This is a genomic window from Yersinia sp. KBS0713 (genome assembly GCF_005937895.2).
In the GTDB taxonomy this organism is placed as follows: domain Bacteria; phylum Pseudomonadota; class Gammaproteobacteria; order Enterobacterales; family Enterobacteriaceae; genus Yersinia; species Yersinia bercovieri.
On the sequence record NZ_CP042173.1, the window covers coordinates 2,910,426 to 2,928,279 of the forward strand.

Here is a 17,854-nt window from a genome sequence, read left to right on the forward strand (position 1 = left end):
ATTCATATCCAATGGTTCTCTCTGTCATGATGAGCGCCAGTCTCGGCTTATCCCTTAGCCGCCAATCCCACCACCACCGCTTCACGGGCGCGAGCCGGGGTTTTAATCACCAGTGCACCGGCAATCACCAGCGCGACCACCGCCACATAGAGCGCCGGTTCCAGCCGATGGGTTAATGCGGTTGAGATAGCCGACAGTATCGGGCCGACCAGCTGCCCAATGGCATAACCCGTGGTCAACAAGCCAGCCATATAGCGGGTATGTTCTGGTGCCAACTCACGGCCATGCTGCAATGAGAGCTGAACCACACTGAGGAAGCCGCCGCCGGTCAATAGTGCGCCTAATGCCAACCCACTGACTCCAGGAACTAACTCGGCACAGAGCACGCCCAGCGCCTGAACCCATAATGTCAGCGCCAGACGCGTCTGTGCGGTCAAACAGTGGCGAGTCAGAATACCGATAGTGATCCCGATGACTGCCGCCCCGCCGAACACCGGCCAAACGAACTGAGCAAATAGGCTGTCGGGAAAACGCGCGCTGGCCATTTGTGACAGAAAAGTGGCGGGCAGAATATAGCCAAATCCCGCCAGACTGTAGCTCCAAACCAGACGTTTTAGCGCCGGGGTTAAGATCAGCGGAACCGCAGCAATATGGGGGCGATGCAGCTCCCCACTCCGTGGCAGATTGATACTTATGGCGGCAATAATAACCAGTGCCAATACGCCATACAGGATCCAGGCCTGTGCCGCTGATAACTCATAACTATGGATAAGCACAGCGAGCATACCGCTGATGAATATACCGGCCCCCGGCCCGGCAAATACGGCGGCGCTAAGTGCGGGGCGACCAAAATGCGCCAGACGTTCATTGGTCCAGGCCGCGATCAGCACCATCGACCAACCACTGGCCCAACCAATGACAAACCGCACCACCCCATGCCACCACGGCCCGTCAACTACCGCCGACAGTAGCGTCAGGGCTACTGCCCCCCACAGCCCCAACCATAAGCGCCGTTCAACATGGCGACTGGCCCGCATAGCATCAAAGGCACCAAACAGATAGCCCAGATAATTAAAGGCCGCAACTAACCCCGCGCCGGTCAAAGTAAATTGATGCTCTGCAATCATCAGTGGCACTTGTGGCGTAAAAGCAAACCGCCCAATCCCCATTGCAACGACTAATGCCAGAAAGCCACTTATTGCGATTCTTAATGCCATCCACCCCACCTATTCATTACTCTGCCAGCGGATCACTCTGCCAGTCCGTTAAAAGAGAGTTGCCAATATCATGCCTGAGCATTAGAATCACAAAAAATGAATAATACTCATTAAGTTCATCACAAAAAGAGAATACATATGGATCTGACCCAGCTACGCATGTTTTGCTGCGTGGCGGAAACCGGTTCCGTTGCCAGAGCAGCGGAGCAGATGCACCGCGTTCCTTCAAATTTAACCACACGCCTGCGTCAGCTTGAAATTGAGCTGGGCGCAGACCTGTTTATCCGCGAAAAGCAGCGCCTGCGCTTGTCCCCCATGGGCCACAACTTTCTCTGCTACGCCAACCGAATTCTGGCGCTGAGCGAAGAGGCGATGCGCATTACCCATGCGGGTGAACCGGCAGGCAACTTCCCGCTAGGCTCAATGGAGAGCACTGCGGCAACCCGCCTGCCCAATTTGTTGGCGGCTTATCACCAGCGCTATCCCAAGGTCTCTTTGTCGCTGACCACCGGGACTTCAGGTGAAATCATTGAGCAAGTCCGTGCCGGAACCCTGGCGACAGCCCTGGTCGATGGCCCTGTTCAGCACGATGAACTGCACGGCTGCCGCTCTTTCGAGGAGCAACTGGTGATCATTTCTTGTCTCGATCACCCACCTATTCTGCAAGCTCGTGATGCCGTGGATGAGACGCTCTTCGCCTTTCGCCCCAGCTGTTCTTACCGGCTGCGGCTGGAGAGTTGGTTCCGTCAGGCCGGTGTCCTGCCGGGCCATATTATGGAAATTCACTCCTACCATGCCATGCTAGCCTGTGTGGCAAGTGGTGCCGGGCTGGCGCTGATCCCACACGCCGTATTAGCGCTATTACCGGGCTATGAACGAGTGCAAGTCCATCAATTACCAGCGGATATTGCCGACACCGCCACCTGGCTTATTTGGCGTAAAGACGCCTTTAGCCCCAATGTCCGCGCACTGAAAGAGCTGATCATCGAACAGATTGAAACCCATTGATTGAGCAAGCAAAACTGAAGTTTCCGGTCATAATACATACAATATAAGTTGCAGTTTTCCCGCAAGAACACGCGCAACATATATGATACATAACGAATATATTTATATAACACACATCATAAAGAAGCTATAGGAGCAACACCATGGAGATGATTAAAACCCGCGCTGCAGTCGCATGGGGGCCAAACCAGCCGCTATCCGTTGAAGAAGTTGATTTGATGCCACCACAAAAAGGCGAAGTGCTTGTACGGATTGTCGCCAGTGGGGTTTGCCACACTGACGCCTACACCCTATCGGGCAAAGATCCTGAAGGGATATTCCCGGTGATCCTCGGTCATGAAGGTGGCGGGATTGTTGAAGCTGTGGGTGAAGGCGTGACCAGTGTTGCTGTCGGTGATCACGTGATCCCGCTCTACACGCCTGAGTGTGGCGAATGTAAATTCTGCCGCTCCGGTAAAACCAACTTGTGCCAGGCTATCCGCACTACACAGGGCAAGGGCTTGATGCCGGATGGCACCACCCGCTTCTCTAAAAATGGCCAGCCAATCTTCCATTACATGGGTACTTCAACCTTCTCTGAGCTGACAGTGGTGCCAGAAATATCACTGGCAAAAATAAATAAAGAAGCGCCATTAGAAGAAGTTTGCTTATTGGGCTGTGGCGTCACCACTGGTATGGGTGCGGTGATCAACACCGCCAAAGTCAAACCCGGCGATACCGTCGCTATCTTCGGTTTGGGTGGCATTGGTTTATCTGCCGTTATTGGCGCACAGATGGCCGGTGCTAGCCGAATTATCGGCATCGACCTTAATACCAGTAAATTCGAGCTGGCCCGCAAACTGGGCGCGACTGACCTGATCAACCCGAAAGATTATGATAAACCTATCCAGGATGTAATTGTCGAGCTGACCGATGGCGGTGTAGATTTCTCATTTGAATGCATTGGCAACGTCAATGTCATGCGTTCCGCGCTGGAGTGTTGCCATAAAGGCTGGGGCGAATCAGTCATCATTGGTGTCGCCGGTGCTGGTGAAGAGATCTCGACACGCCCATTCCAGTTGGTGACCGGCCGTGTATGGCGTGGCTCTGCATTTGGTGGCGTAAAAGGCCGCTCAGAGCTGCCGGGCATTGTGCAGCAATATCTGGATGGTAAGTTCGCTCTGAGTGATTTCATTACCCATACCATGGGCTTGGATCAGATCAACGAAGCTTTTGACTTAATGCATGAAGGCAAATCCATTCGTACCGTGATTCATTTTGATCAATCATCACAAACCCATTCTCTGCAAAACAGCTAGAGCAAGGAGGCAGACAACGCATGAATACGTCACTTGAACTTCTCGAAGAGCACCGGATGTTTGGTGGATGGCAGCAACGCTATCGCCATGCCGCCAGCAGCCTGAATTGCAATATGACTTTCAGCATCTATCTGCCACCACCACCACGGGATGATAACCCACCGCCAGTGCTCTACTGGCTGTCGGGGCTAACCTGTAATGATGAAAATTTCACACTGAAAGCTGGTGCACAGCGAATTGCCGCGGAACTGGGATTGGTGTTGGTAATGCCCGATACCAGCCCACGTGGCGAAGACGTTCCTAATGACGATGGTTATGACTTGGGTCAGGGGGCGGGGTTTTATCTGAATGCAACCCAAGCCCCTTGGTCGACACATTTTCGGATGTACGACTATATCAGCCAGGAGTTGCCCGCTCTGATCCGCCAGCACTTTAGTGTTAGTGAACGTCAATCTATTAGTGGCCACTCAATGGGTGGTCACGGAGCGCTGATGTTGGCGCTGCGCAACCCGCTGCAATATCAGTCAGCGTCTGCTTTTGCGCCGATAGTGAATCCGTGTCAGGTGCCCTGGGGCCGCAAAGCCTTTACTGCCTATCTGGGCCGTGATGAGAGCCAATGGCTAGAGTACGATAGTTGCCATTTACTGACCCATGCAGCAGTTCAGTTACCTATGTTGGTCGATCAAGGCGATGGCGATCAGTTCCTTGCCGAGCAGTTGCAACCAGCAAAATTAGCCGAACTGGCGCGCCAACGTGACTGGCCACTGACTCTGCGTATTCAGCCAGGTTATGATCATAGCTATTTTACCATAGCGACATTTATTGAAGATCATCTGCGTTTCCATGCAGAGCATTTACACCCCTAACAGGGGGTAACTGACCGGATTATCTATATATAAATACCTTAAGCCCCTGCGGGGGCTTTTTATTTAATAGTGGATGTCGAAAGTTATTCTCGTTACGTTAATAACCAATAAGTATTCAATGCAATAATAAAATTAATTAAGCATTATAAAACTCACTGCAAAAAAACGTTGATAAAATGGTGAAAAAGAATTACAAATAACTGGCTCAAGAGATACCAATATTGAGCAGCATCTAAAGGAAACTATTTAAATGGAGAATTATATGTATACTTCACACCACACAGATAGAAAAACAAGCAATAGTAACTTAATGGCATTAAAAGCTAAGTTAGAATCGTTAGACCAATCATTTAAAAGTAATTTACTCTCTATTAGTGACCATGAAATTGAAAATCTAAAAAATAACAATTTCAATAACGAAATAACGGCCTGGAACTGGTCAAAAAGCTTTACACAACAATAAAGTAGCCAATGAAATCATTTAGTAAAAATAGATTAAGATGCTTTTATAAGCATCTTAATCTTAATAGCACTCTTTTGAGATATTAAGCCATTTAAAAATTATACCTCGATGAGGTGACAACAATTAGTATAACCATTAACGATAAATAACATCATCACTAAAATTTATTAAGGCCAATGGATAAATCCCATGCTAACAAGTGAATTTTTCAATGACCTGAAGCTAAGCCCGCTATCAAGCCTGTTAGCAATAATAATAACGGCTATTGGATTGATATCATCTTTTTTGGTATTACTTCTTTACCTAACAGATTATCGTATTGAAAAACACAATAATAACTATAATAATATCTATAGGGTAGAGACCACATTTAATCTACCTAACGGGGAAGAAGTTAAATCAGCGCAAGTCCCTCTACCACTTATTTCAGTACTAAAAAGTGATAAAAATATTAAGCAAGTGGATTATATCGTACGGATACTTACCCGTTTGCAGGTTAATGATAAGGCGTACTCAAATGTTGATATCTATGCAGTTAGCACTAATCTTCTCAGCACCTTAAACCTATATCAACAAAAAATCCCCTATCTGGCGAAGAATGAAATCATCATCACCCCTGAATTTAATCAGCAATATCTACATTTGGATGCCCCTAAAGGGCAGATAATTACATTAGGGGATAAAGAGCAATATATCATTAAAGATGTCGTTGAACTCAACGCATCTAGCCGTTTTAAAACCACTGCAGTTATTGCCTTCTCCTCCGAGATAATGGAAGGTTACCATGATAAAAGGCATGACTGGTATGATACACACGCCTATGCTTTTATCACGATGAAATCAGCTATAAAGCCCACTCCTGAACAATTAAATTCGCACATTATCCAACACGCACCTCAACTCCCCGGCGCCCCCTTTAGCCCTGAAGAGTTCATTCAACTTTCCGCCAGAAACATTACCGACATTCATTACGACAATGCATTGCCAGATGAAATAAGCACAGTAATTTCAGTCTCCTACTTAAATACTCTCTACGCCTCAGGTTTGTTTGTTTTTTTTGCGACTATGATGAATTTCTTCAATATCAACAATGTAATCAATACAAACAAGAGAAGCAGCTTTTATATAAAGAAAGCAGTTGGCGCATCCCATTATCAGTTACTCACTGAATCATTCTTTATCGCGACATTACAAACAGCATTTATGCTGTTACTTGTTCTTTTTATTTTAATCTCTCTCACGCAACTTTCAGATAGCATCAGGGAGTTGATGTTCATTCAAGGTGAGCGCGATTTCTTAACCGCATTGACCATAACATCAGTAGCAACTTATGTTGCTATTTTACTCGCTCACTGTATTTTTCTGTGTGCTTTTATTTTCCCCAACAACACCTATGATATCAGCCTCTATGCTCAACAACCTCGCTTGCGCTATATACATAGCATCATGTTTTGTATACAAATTATTATTGCCGGCACCATCATATATTTATGGGCAGGTATAATGACACAGATGCGTTTTATGCAAAATGACAACTTTGGCTATGAAAAAGAAAATGTAGTGACATTTGCATTAAGTGATGAATTGAAATCAAAAACCGTCATAAATAGTTTACAAGATGAATTAAGAAGCGCCATTGGAGTTGATAATATCGCCATGAGTAGCTGGCGACCATTTGATATGTCGCGAACTAATACCTCGGTATTCCATCACAATCAGCAAGAGAAAGACAAACTAAGTACAGTTAACTCACTCACCGCAGATAAGAATTTCATTAATACCTGGGGAGTAAAAATAGTGGCAGGTAAAGAGAACCCACTATTACCCAGCGACAACAACAATGTGTATCATGCTATTGTCACAAAATCGTTTATAACTTTAATGGGATTACGCTCCTATGATCAGGTACTGAACAATCTATTTTATATTAACGAAAATGGTTCCCAACAAGCAGTCAGAGTACTGAAAGTGATAGATGACTTTTATCTGGCAGATCGAGAGGATGCTCCCTCTCCCTTACTTATTTTCATTAAAAACAGCGCCCAGCGCTATGCAGCAGTGAAACTAAAAAATATACAAGACATGGTGGAGTTAGAGAGAATATTAGAGCGCTACAATATCAATACCACGCAGATAAAATCAGTTAACAACCTACATAAAGAGCACTTCAATAATAGTATACTAATGCAAGAAACAATTAACATCGTCACTTTACTCTCGGTAACATTGATATTTATAAGCACAGTAATTACGGGCATTTCAGAAACAAAACGACTTGATAGTACATTAAAAATAATGGAGTCCATTGGCGGCTCTATTTACACCAATATAATTTTCTTTATACAAGAAAATATTACACCTATCATTATAGCAATGGCAATATCACTCCCCATAAGTTTTTTGTTATTACAACGGTGGCTGAACCAATATAGCTTGGTTAAAGGGTTATCCTATATCCATGGAGCAGGCGCACTTATCACTTTCATTTTAAGCATCATTATAGTCATGGCTATCACACTCATTTTCAGCATCAACGTGCTGAATAGAGAATCAAAGAAATAAAGATTATGGATATAAACATTGAGAAGAAGAGCATTGTGAACAAAACTGTTAAATTAATCATCTTTTGTATCTTACTTCTATTTATTGCTTGCTTTTATTATTTATCTACAACACAACGCACTTTACTTATTTCTCGAGATGATGCGATTTTCCATACTATTCAACCAGAAGTATATCAAGATTTATTGATTACTCGAGCCATCACAGTACCAAAAGAGAGCATAATTGTATCAAGTGAACGAGGCGGAAAAGTGACTGAAATCGTCAAGCAAGCTTTTGATACTGTTGCTAAAGGTGATGTCATCGCCCGTTTATCTAACTATGAGTTTATGCTAGAAACGACATCCAGAATAGCGAGCATTACCGAACAAATAAATAATCTACGTAATATGAAAATGCAGATGGAACAAGATAACCGAGACACGAAAATCAGTTTACAAGAGGCTCAACATCAAATAGCCATCATTTCTAAAGGATTAATGAGACATCAAGTACTTGATAGAAAATCCATGATTGCAAAGTCAGAACTAGAATACCAAACAGACATGTTAAGAAATTGGAAAATAAAAAGCAATATATTAATGGAACACAACAATAAAAATAACGATTCACTCCCTTTACAACTTATAAATATAGATAATTCTATTTTATTACTTGAGAAAATGTTGGGGGTAATTGAAAAAGGTATGGAGCAATTAGTTATTACTGCATCTATTGATGGAACTTTATCCGTCTTGGATATTGAATTAGGTCAGCAAATAAAACCTGGCGAAAAAATTGCAGTGATAGACAACTTAGCATCATATTATTTCAATGTTTACTTCAGTGAGTATTATCTCGACAAAATAAAGCCACAAAGCCATATTACCTCTCCTATAAATGGTCAAGATACGCCACTACTTATTGAGTCGGTATCTACTATTGTTGAAAATGGAAAGTTCAAAGCAAAACTGATCCCACTTAAAGAAAGCAGCATACAACTTAAGAGAGGACAATCTATTGAAATACAAATCCCATTACAAGAAGAGAGTAATAATGTGTTACTAGCGCCCATTGAGAGTATTTTCTCAGATAAGCAAGGAGATAGTTTTGTCTATATTTATCAACCAGAACATGATCACGCGATTAAATCTAAAGTGGCCGTAAAACATCGCAATGCGATGAAAGTAGAAATCACATCTGGAGTGAGGGCAGGACAAATAATTGTAACGCCTCCTGCGGCCAATAATAATGAATATGATATCATTGAGTTCAAATAACATGCTAAACATGCAAAATGCTGAAAAATGTTACACCACCAAAACGATTAAAACCAAAGTTCTTAGAGATCTCAACTTTAGGGTAGAAAAAGGTGATTTTGTTTCGATCATGGGGCCATCCGGATCGGGTAAATCAACACTACTTAATATCATTGGTATGTTTGATAGCCTTGATAGTGGGTTCTTCTCCCTGGCTGGAGAGAATATTATCGGCATGAGCCAGTCGCAAAAAATAGCGTTAAGAAGAGTGCTAGTAGGCTATATATTTCAATCATTTAACTTAATTCCTCATCTGTCCATTTTTGACAATGTTGCATTACCACTTAAGTATCGTGGTGTGGCAAAAAAGGAGCGGGTTGAACGAGTAAATCAAGCGTTAAATCTTTTTAATATTGATAATCGGCGAAATCATAAACCTATGCAACTATCCGGAGGTCAACAACAGCGAGTGGCCATTGCCAGAGCAATGGTTTCAGAACCTGGATTATTACTGGCTGATGAACCTACCGGAAATTTGGATAGTAAAAATGCCCATCTGGTTCTTCAGCAATTAAAATATATAAATCAAAAAGGAACCACTGTCATTATGGTTACGCACTCAGATGATGCTTCAACATACGGAAACAGAATAATAAACATAAAAGATGGTAAACTCACATGACAAAATAGGAGTATATTATGGGGAGTGCAATACCGATAAAAAATATTGATTGCGTTCAAATAGCCGATGTAAATCCACAGGAATTGGAAAGACTCGAAAAATGTGAATACAAGGAACTATCAGCTTACCTTATTGGTAAAGTACCAGCAGAACAATTACTCGACACTATTGAATTGGATATCTTCAATGAAGAAATAAATAAAAATATTTCAGCAAAAACCATTAAAGCAAAAAAACTCGTCATTGTATTGAAAGCAACTCGACTATGTAACCTTCGTTGCACCTATTGTCATTCATGGGCTGAAGGTCCAAATCAAACAGTTTCATTTCAAACACTCGTGCGGACAGTTCGACAAATACTTGCCATTCCTAATATTAATAGATTTGAGTTTGTTTGGCATGGAGGGGAAATTACACTATTGAAACCCGCTTTTTTCAAAAAGCTTATTTGGCTGCAACAGCAATTTAAGCGACCTGAGCAATATATAACTAATACCATGCAATCAAACTTAGTCAACGTCTCAGATGAGTGGTTAATATTTATCAAAGGCATTGGTATGAATGTCGGAATTAGTCTTGATGGCGTACCCACTGTGAATGATAAACGGCGCATTGACTATCGAGGGAGGGGGACATCCGATCGAATTGCAAAAGGGATAAAAAAACTTCGCCAACACAACATCTTATATGGTGCGCTCATTGTTGTTGACCGAGAAGTTTATCAAACTAATATGAAGGAGATGTTAGACTACTTTATCTCAATAGAGCTAACCAATATTGAATTCTTGAATATCGTCCCCGATAATAGATTAGCTAAAGGTGATCGCATAGATAATAGCTTTATCAGCTATAGTGATTTTATCCAGTTCCTATCAAACTTGTTTAATATTTGGGTAAATGGCTACCAAGGGAGGATAAACATTGCGGTTTTTGACGATTTTATGAAAGTACTGAAAAACCCAAAAAACAAACCGGCGGCATGTTATTGGTCTGGAAATTGCTCACAAGAGATAATCACCTTAGAACCTAATGGTGATATCTCTCCCTGTGACAAATATGTCGGTGATAAAGACAGCATCTATGGCTCACTATTAGATACTGATTTGGCCGATTTATTAGCTTATTCATCACACAACCAACAAGCCATCAATGAGGAGATCGAGGCGACAGAAAAAATGCGTCATTGTAAGTGGTTTTCTATTTGCCACGGGGGGTGCCCCCATGATCGGGTGATTAATCGACGACATACCGAAGGATATAATGATACATGTTGCGGGACTGGAAAATTACTGGCAACCATTCAGCATTATTTAGTCAATGCTCACTAAGGCTATATGCATTGTGGCTATCGAATACAGCAGAAATTATTATTAACCGCATTCCACCTGTCAATTAAGAGGTGGAATGCCCGTTATGTTGACCTTTTTAAGCTGGCCTTTTCAGATTAAAACGCCGACCCCGGCTGTAATAGAAAAGCTTGCTCCTCAGCACTGGATACTCGCCCGAGAATATGATTGCGGTGCGGGTAACGGCCAAAACGATCAATAATTGCTTTATGGCGCAATTCATAATCTAGTTGGAGCTTATTGCCTAATTCGGTATATAACGTCAACGCTTGCTGGTGAATTAATGCTGATTCTGAATGCATAAAGGGCATATACAAAAAACCACGTTGTCTATCAGATAACAGACCGACCTGACCACTGCTAACAGCCTCTTGTGCCAGCACTAACGCCATGCCATCACAGGAGAAAGATGCGGGAAGATCACGAAACATATTTCGGCTGAACTGATCTAATACCAGTATTTCAGCCAAACGCCCTTCGATATTTTGCCGCCAATGGGCCAGTTCCCCCTTTGATGCAGCCTGCCAGACAGAACCAAAATGTTGGCGTAGATGGGCATCAAAATCCTCATCCTTTTTAAACCATAACGCCGAGTCCATTTCACTAAACCAGAATTTAAGAATTTTTTGATAGTCCATATTATCCCCCTGTTTTGTCAGACGACGATAAATGCCAATGAAAAAGAGCCGCGCCGATCAAGACAGTCTCAGTCTGTGGCCTCCATCCATTCACCCACTATACATTCTCTGCCATAATGGCTCTCTTATTTGGTAGCTCTGCATCCGCCATACCCTTAGCAGGGTGCACACAGACCACGGAGTTCAGCATGGATCACTGTAATACCTCGGATTTACTCTCTCTGGAACAAGCACTGACAAAAATGCTGTCACAGGTCACGCCATTGCAAGCAACAGAAATTGTCCCGTTAACCGATGCTGCGGGGCGTATCACAGCCCGTGCAATAACTTCCCCCATTGCTGTTCCCCCTTTCGCCAATTCGGCTATGGACGGTTATGCTGTGCGCTGTAATGAGCTTAGCAGCGGACTGCCATTACCGGTGGCTGGCAAGGCTTTTGCGGGGGCGCCCTTTAAAGATTCGTGGCCTGCCAATACCTGTGTCCGCATTATGACCGGTGCCCCTATTCCTGCGGGGGCTGATGCCGTCATCATGCAAGAGCAGGCCATGGTGAGCGAACAAGGTGTCACATTTAATGGCAGTGTGCATATCGGGCAAAATATCCGTTTAGCGGGGGAAGATATCGAACAAGGTGCGCCAGTGTTCCCCGCGGGCGTAAAATTAGGCGCAGCGCAACTCCCCTTGCTGGCATCATTGGGGATTGCCGAAGTCACGGTTTTCCGCACCTTGAAGGTCGCCATTTTCTCTACTGGCGATGAGTTACAGCCGATCGGGCAGCCGTTGGGCGAAGGGCAGATTTACGATACTAATCGCTTTGCGGTGCGCTTAATGTTGCAACAGTTAGGATGCCAAATCATTGACCTCGGCGTCATCCCTGATGATCAGCAGGCATTGCGTAAGGCATTTGAGCAAGCCGATGGTACTGCAGATCTGGTTATTAGCAGTGGCGGCGTCTCAGTCGGTGAAGCGGATTACACCAAACAGATGCTGGAGGAGTTAGGTGATATCGGTTTCTGGAAATTGGCAATCAAGCCCGGCAAACCTTTTGCTTTTGGCAAATTAGAGAATGCTTGGTTCTGTGGCTTACCGGGTAACCCGGTCTCAGCGGCCCTAACCTTCTATCAGTTAGTGCAACCGCTAATTGCCAAGCTCTCCGGCCACTCTGAGTGGCATCCGCCAGTGCGCCTGAAGGCAAAAGCAGTGACTAAATTGAAAAAATCTCCAGGTCGTTTGGATTTCCAGCGCGGGATTTTCTCTACCAACGCCAACGGCGAGCTGGAAGTGCGTACCACTGGCCATCAGGGGTCCCATATATTTAGCTCATTTAGTCAGGGGAATTGTTTTATCGTACTTGAGCGGGAGCGTGGTTCAGTTGAAATTGGCGAAATCGTTGAGATAGAGTTATTTAATGCGCTGCTAGGGAGCTGAGATGTTGCCTGAACTTTCCGATGCACAAACTCTGCGTTACAACCGGCAAATCGTCCTGCGCGATTTTGATTTTGACGGTCAGGAAAAGCTTAACGCAGCTAAGGTGCTGATCGTTGGATTAGGTGGCCTGGGGTGTGCGGCGGCACAATATTTGGCAGTGGCCGGGGTGGGCCATCTTAGCCTGCTGGATTTTGATAGGGTTTCTCTGTCCAACTTGCAACGGCAGATTCTGCATCGCGATAGCCGTATCGGGATGTCTAAAGTGGCCTCTGCGGCGCTGACACTATCAGAGATGAACCCCCATCTGACACTGAAAACAGTTGATGCCCAGTTAGATGATGAGCAACTCGCTACCACCATTGCTGAACACCAATTAGTGTTGGATTGCACGGATAATGTCGCCAGCCGCGAACAATTGAATCGTCTGTGCCATGCACAACGTAAACCCCTGGTTTCAGGCGCTGCCATTCGGATGGAGGGGCAAATCACTGTCTTCACCTATCAGGAGAATCAGCCCTGTTATCGCTGCCTTAGTCGATTGTTCGGCAATAATGCGCTCACCTGCGTTGAAGCTGGGGTGATGGCCCCATTAGTGGGTATTATTGGTAACTTGCAAGCAATGGAAGCGATAAAATTACTGGCCAATTATGGTCAGGTGATATCCGGCCGTATATTGATGTACGACGCCATGACCGCAGAATTTCGCAGTTTAAAACTAGCAAAAGATCTCAATTGCGAGGTTTGCAGCAAGATTTAGCGGAGTTCAGTGCAAAAAAAAGCTGATGCAATGCATCAGCTCTCTTATTAGCACCCGATCAGATAATCAGGACTGGATACCCTGGCTACGCAGATAATCTTCGTAATTGCCGGTAAAGTCGATCAATTTGCTTGGTGTCATTTCAATCACTCGGCTCGCCAATGAACTGACGAACTCACGGTCATGGGAAACGAAGATTAACGTGCCTTCGTACATTTCCAGTGCCATGTTAAGCGCTTCAATGGATTCCATATCCAAATGGTTGGTTGGCTCATCCATTACCAGAATGTTAGGCCGCTGCATCATCAACTTACCAAATAACATCCGCCCTTTCTCACCACCAGACAAGACCTGTACTTTCTTCTTGATATCATCCTGGCTAAACAGTAAACGGCCCAGCACACTGCGCACAGCCTGCTCGTCATCTTTTTCCTGTTTCCACTGACTCATCCAGTCAAATACCGTCAGATCGATCTCAAAATCGCTGGCGTGATCCTGCGCGTAGTAACCTATCTTACTGTTTTCAGACCATTTTACGCTGCCAGAATCTGGCTCATAATCCCCTACCAAGGTTTTCAGCAAAGTAGATTTACCGATACCATTTGGCCCGAGGATAGCCACTTTCTCACCCACTTCCAGACGCAGATCCAGTTTTTTAAACAGTGGGCCGTTATCAAAACCTTTCGTCAGCAATTCAACTTCCAGCGCATTGCGGAACAACTTTTTATCCTGATCAAAGCGGATAAACGGGTTCTGACGGCTAGAAGCTTTTACTTCATCAAGCTGAATTTTATCAATCTGGCGGGCGCGCGAAGTGGCCTGCTTGGATTTAGAGGCGTTGGCACTAAAGCGACTTACAAAGGATTGCAGCTCAGAGATCTGGGCTTTTTTCTTGGCGTTATCAGAGAGCAGACGATCGCGAGCTTGAGTCGCAGCCGTCATGTATTCATCATAGTTACCCGGATAAACACGCAATTCGCCGTAATCCAGATCCGCCATGTGGGTGCACACCATGTTCAGGAAGTGACGGTCATGGGAAATAATGATCATGGTGCTGCTACGTTCGTTCAGCACTTGTTCCAACCAGCGGATAGTATCGATATCCAGGTTGTTGGTAGGTTCGTCGAGTAACAAGATTTCTGGGTCTGAGAACAGGGCCTGCGCCAACAAGACACGCAATTTGAAGCCGGGAGCGATTTCGCTCATCAAACCATAATGTTGCTCAACCGGAATACCGACACCGAGCAGCAATTCACCGGCACGGGCTTCTGCGCTGTAACCATCCATTTCACCATAGGCAACTTCCAGATCAGCCACTTTATAGCCGTCTGCTTCACTCATTTCAGGCATGGCGTAAATGCGGTCGCGCTCTTCTTTTACTTCCCACAATTCGCCGTGACCCATAATAACGGTGTCCAGCACTGTGTTGTTTTCAAAGGCGAATTGGTCCTGACGCAATTTACCCAAGCGCTCATTTGGGTCAAGGAATACGTTGCCGCCGCTTGGTGCCAGATCACCACCAAGGATTTTCATGAATGTGGATTTACCACACCCATTAGCGCCAATCAGGCCATAGCGATTACCGCCACCGAATTTTACTGAAATGTTCTCAAACAGCGGCTTGCTGCCGAATTGCATGGTGATATTGTTAGTACTTAGCACAGAGCTCGCTCTCGATTGGATTACTGAATAGGGATATTCAAGAATTATAGAAAATGTGATTCGGCGCGCATTATGCCACAAGATGGCAAGAGTATCGCCTGCAGTTTTGCACGAAATCTCAGCAGGGGGGATAAATCCGAAGATGAACCACGGTTTTAGCCGAGGTTGTTGCGAACTATCTACAGTAAAAAGAGGCGAAAACGCCCCTAAAGTCACCTCAATGGAGACCTAAGCTATCAGTGCTATGCCCCATCAATACATTGCAATGCGCGCTGCTTATCCAGCAAAAAAGGTCGCAAATAGCCCACCGCATTCGACATCGGTAACACCTCTTCGCTGAGACGAATATTCAGCACATGACAAATATAGTGACGCCGATGCACTATTCTTTGCCAAACCTCTGGGTAATGGGTCGCAAGGTCATGACGCAGTTGTTGATCCGCCAGCGCAATACACTCCTCAGCACTCACGCCGGCATAACCTTTTACCGCAGGAATAATATCAATTTGGAATAGCATACCACTGCTGATTATCTCTTCCGAATCACTATAAATAGGTGAACACAACCACTCTTCATCAGCCACTAAATGACCGGGATTTAATGACCAGTGATATTGCGATTTAGGGAGTACTGCCTCAACGAGCGAATAGATCTCTTTGCCCAACATGCCAATACGAATATTTTCTAACCAGGCCACTACAGTGGTGTAATAAGGGATTGCGACTCTATCGAGATAATCCCTTTCCGCTAAAGGCAGTTCATCTGCGTGATGGACAGCATAACCAGTTCGGCTACTCAGGCCGCCTTTAAACCCAGTGGTCAATGAAATCTTATCGCCAAGTTGCACCGCTTTATCTCCGGGATACAAATTAGCTTGTTCAAAACGAGCACCCGTCGCTGCAATCATCACCACGGTATTCGGTTGCCCTTCGTCAGCAAGATAACTGCCCAGCTGTTTTTCTGTTTTACCAATCTCTACCGCAGCCAGTGCCTTAAGAATACAATTAGATGCCAGATTCGCCCCATATTCATAATGAGCCAATTCATTAGCATTATTGGTGACTCTGGCCGCTGTATCACTGCCAATAAAAAGCGCGGTAGCATTAATCACCGCCGTGGTTGGTGAAACGGATTGCTTAATCGCATCCACAATAAAATAGGGAAGATCAAACAGCTGGCTATTATCGTCCCGTTTGCTGGTAAAGAGTTTCCATCCCGCCACCCCGACCTTTTTAGCTTGCTTAATACCGGTATCAGCCAATAACTCAACCAATGTTTTGCTGTTTTCCATTGGCTGATTTGGCAAAGAGAAATAGGGAACATGAATTCCGATATTCTCCACTCTGGCATATTGCGATAACTTTAAATTCTCGTTGCCCAGTAATAAATAAGTCTCCCCTGAGACATGCAGCACCATCGCTGCTTCTTCAAAGCGGGGGATAAACCCGGCAAGATACTCAAAGTTGCCACCATGCTCTTTGTCAGCATAAACGAATAGGTAATCGAGATCAGCCCGCACCATATTGCTGATAATTTTGGCTTTACGAGCAGCAATGGTGCTATCACTAATTGCGACCTTGGATACAGCGTTAAATCTTGATGGTGCGTCAATAGAGTTAAGTTTTACCTGGCGCTTAACAATCATCTTTTCCATAACCATCATGATCCTCGTTAGTTAATTTAAAATCAGCTGCCCGGTTATCTCCTTTGCGCTATAACCACTTAGCATCGCGGGTAAAGGAGATAGTTAACCAGCGATGGGGGCCGGACTCACCAATTGCATGGGAGATTTCATCACGTATTTTGTCAAAATAAGGTACACCACTATTTTCCATTTCAGGCGGTATAACAACATGAATTTCAACAAATAAGCCTCGACCAATACGAGTGGCGTAATGTGAATAGTCAATAAATTTATATTTCGCCATCAGCTCATCCATTAAGTTTTCCATGGACGAATCTAACGTATCTGGTGTCATTTGTAATACTTCGCGCACTGCCGCAATCACCGTTTTTATCGGAACAGGTATCAGTATCAAGGTTAACAGTGCTAATACGCTGGGGTCGGTATAAACAATTAAGTGCTCATAACGGGTGCCTTCCATGCTCCAGGAGAGTAAAAAGGCCACCAATAAAGCAGAACTAATGCAAGCTGACATCAGCCAGCTCTTGGTATCCAGCGCTATTAGCTCAGACTTAACGCGCTTATTCAAACGATGCTGTTTTAAGAAGATGGTGAAACAGAAAATGCTAACAACCAGAGCATAAACAATCGCCCAGCCGAGTTCTAACTCTCGACCACCATCAATAATACCTTTAATAGCATTAACAAATGCATACAGACAGAGGAAAGCCAATAAGCTGCCATTAAAAGCCAATACCAGCGGCTCTACATGCCAGAAACCATATTGAAAACGCCGGCTATTCGGTTGGCCTAGCAGTCGTGAAACCAATAAGGATAAACTGCACATGCCGGCATCTAAGGCGGAGAACATGCCATCAAAAATAATCGACATCGAACCACAAACAATACCGAAAACAATCCCCATGGTGGCAATAATCAAAGTACAAAAAATCGATCGCCGTAAAATCTGCTGTTCAAGTTTAGTGTCATGTAGCATAAGTGGAGCCTGCTCATTGAGTGTCGTCATGATTACAACCTACTGTTTATTATAATCTATTACTTTTA

15 protein-coding genes are annotated in these 17,854 nt (G+C 44.5%); 10 read left to right on the top strand and 5 right to left on the bottom strand.

What is annotated here, in order from left to right:
* Positions 1-47: 47 nt before the first annotated feature.
* Entirely contained in the window at positions 48-1,217 is a 1,170-nt protein-coding gene (locus tag FFE93_RS13915) for a YbfB/YjiJ family MFS transporter (RefSeq protein ID WP_138775361.1), read from the bottom strand.
* Positions 1,218-1,355: 138 nt separating this feature from the next.
* Here FFE93_RS13915 and ptrR point away from each other — a divergent pair, with 138 nt between their 5' ends.
* The 8 genes from ptrR (at position 1,356) to darE (ending at position 10,662) form a co-directional block, all read left to right on the top strand.
* A complete protein-coding gene (gene ptrR / locus FFE93_RS13920) occupies positions 1,356-2,225 on the top strand; it encodes a putrescine utilization regulator PtrR (protein ID WP_005273851.1) in 870 nt (289 codons plus the stop codon).
* Positions 2,226-2,368: 143 nt separating this feature from the next.
* A complete protein-coding gene (locus tag FFE93_RS13925; RefSeq protein ID WP_005273855.1) occupies positions 2,369-3,523 on the top strand; it encodes an S-(hydroxymethyl)glutathione dehydrogenase/class III alcohol dehydrogenase in 1,155 nt (384 codons plus the stop codon).
* Positions 3,524-3,543: 20 nt separating this feature from the next.
* Positions 3,544-4,389 (top strand): S-formylglutathione hydrolase, encoded by an 846-nt coding sequence (gene fghA, locus FFE93_RS13930; protein ID WP_138775362.1) that lies wholly within the window; start codon positions 3,544-3,546, stop codon positions 4,387-4,389.
* Between the two features lie 262 nt (positions 4,390-4,651).
* The gene (darA, locus tag FFE93_RS13935) at positions 4,652-4,852 is read left to right on the top strand and encodes a darobactin family peptide antibiotic (RefSeq protein WP_072083699.1); all 201 of its coding nucleotides are present in this window, start codon (positions 4,652-4,654) and stop codon (positions 4,850-4,852) included.
* Between the two features lie 189 nt (positions 4,853-5,041).
* Positions 5,042-7,414, top strand: a complete 2,373-nt coding sequence (darB, locus tag FFE93_RS13940; protein ID WP_138775363.1) for a darobactin export ABC transporter permease subunit — start codon at positions 5,042-5,044, stop codon at positions 7,412-7,414.
* 5 nt (positions 7,415-7,419) lie between these two features.
* Entirely contained in the window at positions 7,420-8,673 is a 1,254-nt protein-coding gene (gene darC, locus FFE93_RS13945; protein WP_049599267.1) for a darobactin export ABC transporter periplasmic adaptor subunit, read from the top strand.
* Position 8,674: 1 nt separating this feature from the next.
* Positions 8,675-9,334, top strand: a complete 660-nt coding sequence (gene darD, locus FFE93_RS13950; protein WP_005273869.1) for a darobactin export ABC transporter ATP-binding protein — start codon at positions 8,675-8,677, stop codon at positions 9,332-9,334.
* A 17-nt stretch (positions 9,335-9,351) separates the two neighbouring features.
* Complete coding sequence (gene darE / locus FFE93_RS13955; RefSeq protein ID WP_005273871.1) at positions 9,352-10,662, top strand: darobactin maturation radical SAM/SPASM protein DarE; 1,311 nt, start codon at positions 9,352-9,354, stop codon at positions 10,660-10,662.
* A 116-nt stretch (positions 10,663-10,778) separates the two neighbouring features.
* Here darE and FFE93_RS13960 read toward each other — a convergent pair whose 3' ends face one another.
* Positions 10,779-11,318, bottom strand: a complete 540-nt coding sequence (locus tag FFE93_RS13960) for a DUF924 family protein (protein ID WP_049599272.1) — start codon at positions 11,316-11,318, stop codon at positions 10,779-10,781.
* 188 nt (positions 11,319-11,506) lie between these two features.
* On the opposite strand from FFE93_RS13960, the gene moeA reads away from it, so the two are divergent.
* On the top strand, positions 11,507-12,745 hold the full coding sequence (gene moeA, locus FFE93_RS13965) for a molybdopterin molybdotransferase MoeA (protein ID WP_005273876.1): 1,239 nt from the start codon (positions 11,507-11,509) through the stop codon (positions 12,743-12,745).
* A 1-nt stretch (position 12,746) separates the two neighbouring features.
* Positions 12,747-13,502 carry a molybdopterin-synthase adenylyltransferase MoeB gene (gene moeB / locus FFE93_RS13970; RefSeq protein ID WP_005273878.1) on the top strand — a complete coding sequence of 252 codons (756 nt, stop codon included), beginning with the start codon at positions 12,747-12,749 and terminating at the stop codon, positions 13,500-13,502.
* Positions 13,503-13,568: 66 nt separating this feature from the next.
* On the opposite strand, the gene FFE93_RS13975 is transcribed toward moeB, so the two are convergent.
* The 3 genes from FFE93_RS13975 to FFE93_RS13985 form a co-directional block, all read right to left on the bottom strand.
* Positions 13,569-15,164: an ABC-F family ATPase gene (locus FFE93_RS13975; protein WP_071984904.1), complete on the bottom strand. Its 1,596-nt coding sequence runs from the start codon at positions 15,162-15,164 to the stop codon at positions 13,569-13,571.
* 242 nt (positions 15,165-15,406) lie between these two features.
* Positions 15,407-16,819 carry a M24 family metallopeptidase gene (locus tag FFE93_RS13980; RefSeq protein ID WP_186367657.1) on the bottom strand — a complete coding sequence of 471 codons (1,413 nt, stop codon included), beginning with the start codon at positions 16,817-16,819 and terminating at the stop codon, positions 15,407-15,409.
* Positions 16,820-16,877: 58 nt separating this feature from the next.
* Entirely contained in the window at positions 16,878-17,816 is a 939-nt protein-coding gene (locus FFE93_RS13985) for a cation diffusion facilitator family transporter (RefSeq protein WP_032897711.1), read from the bottom strand.
* Positions 17,817-17,854 lie beyond the last annotated feature (38 nt).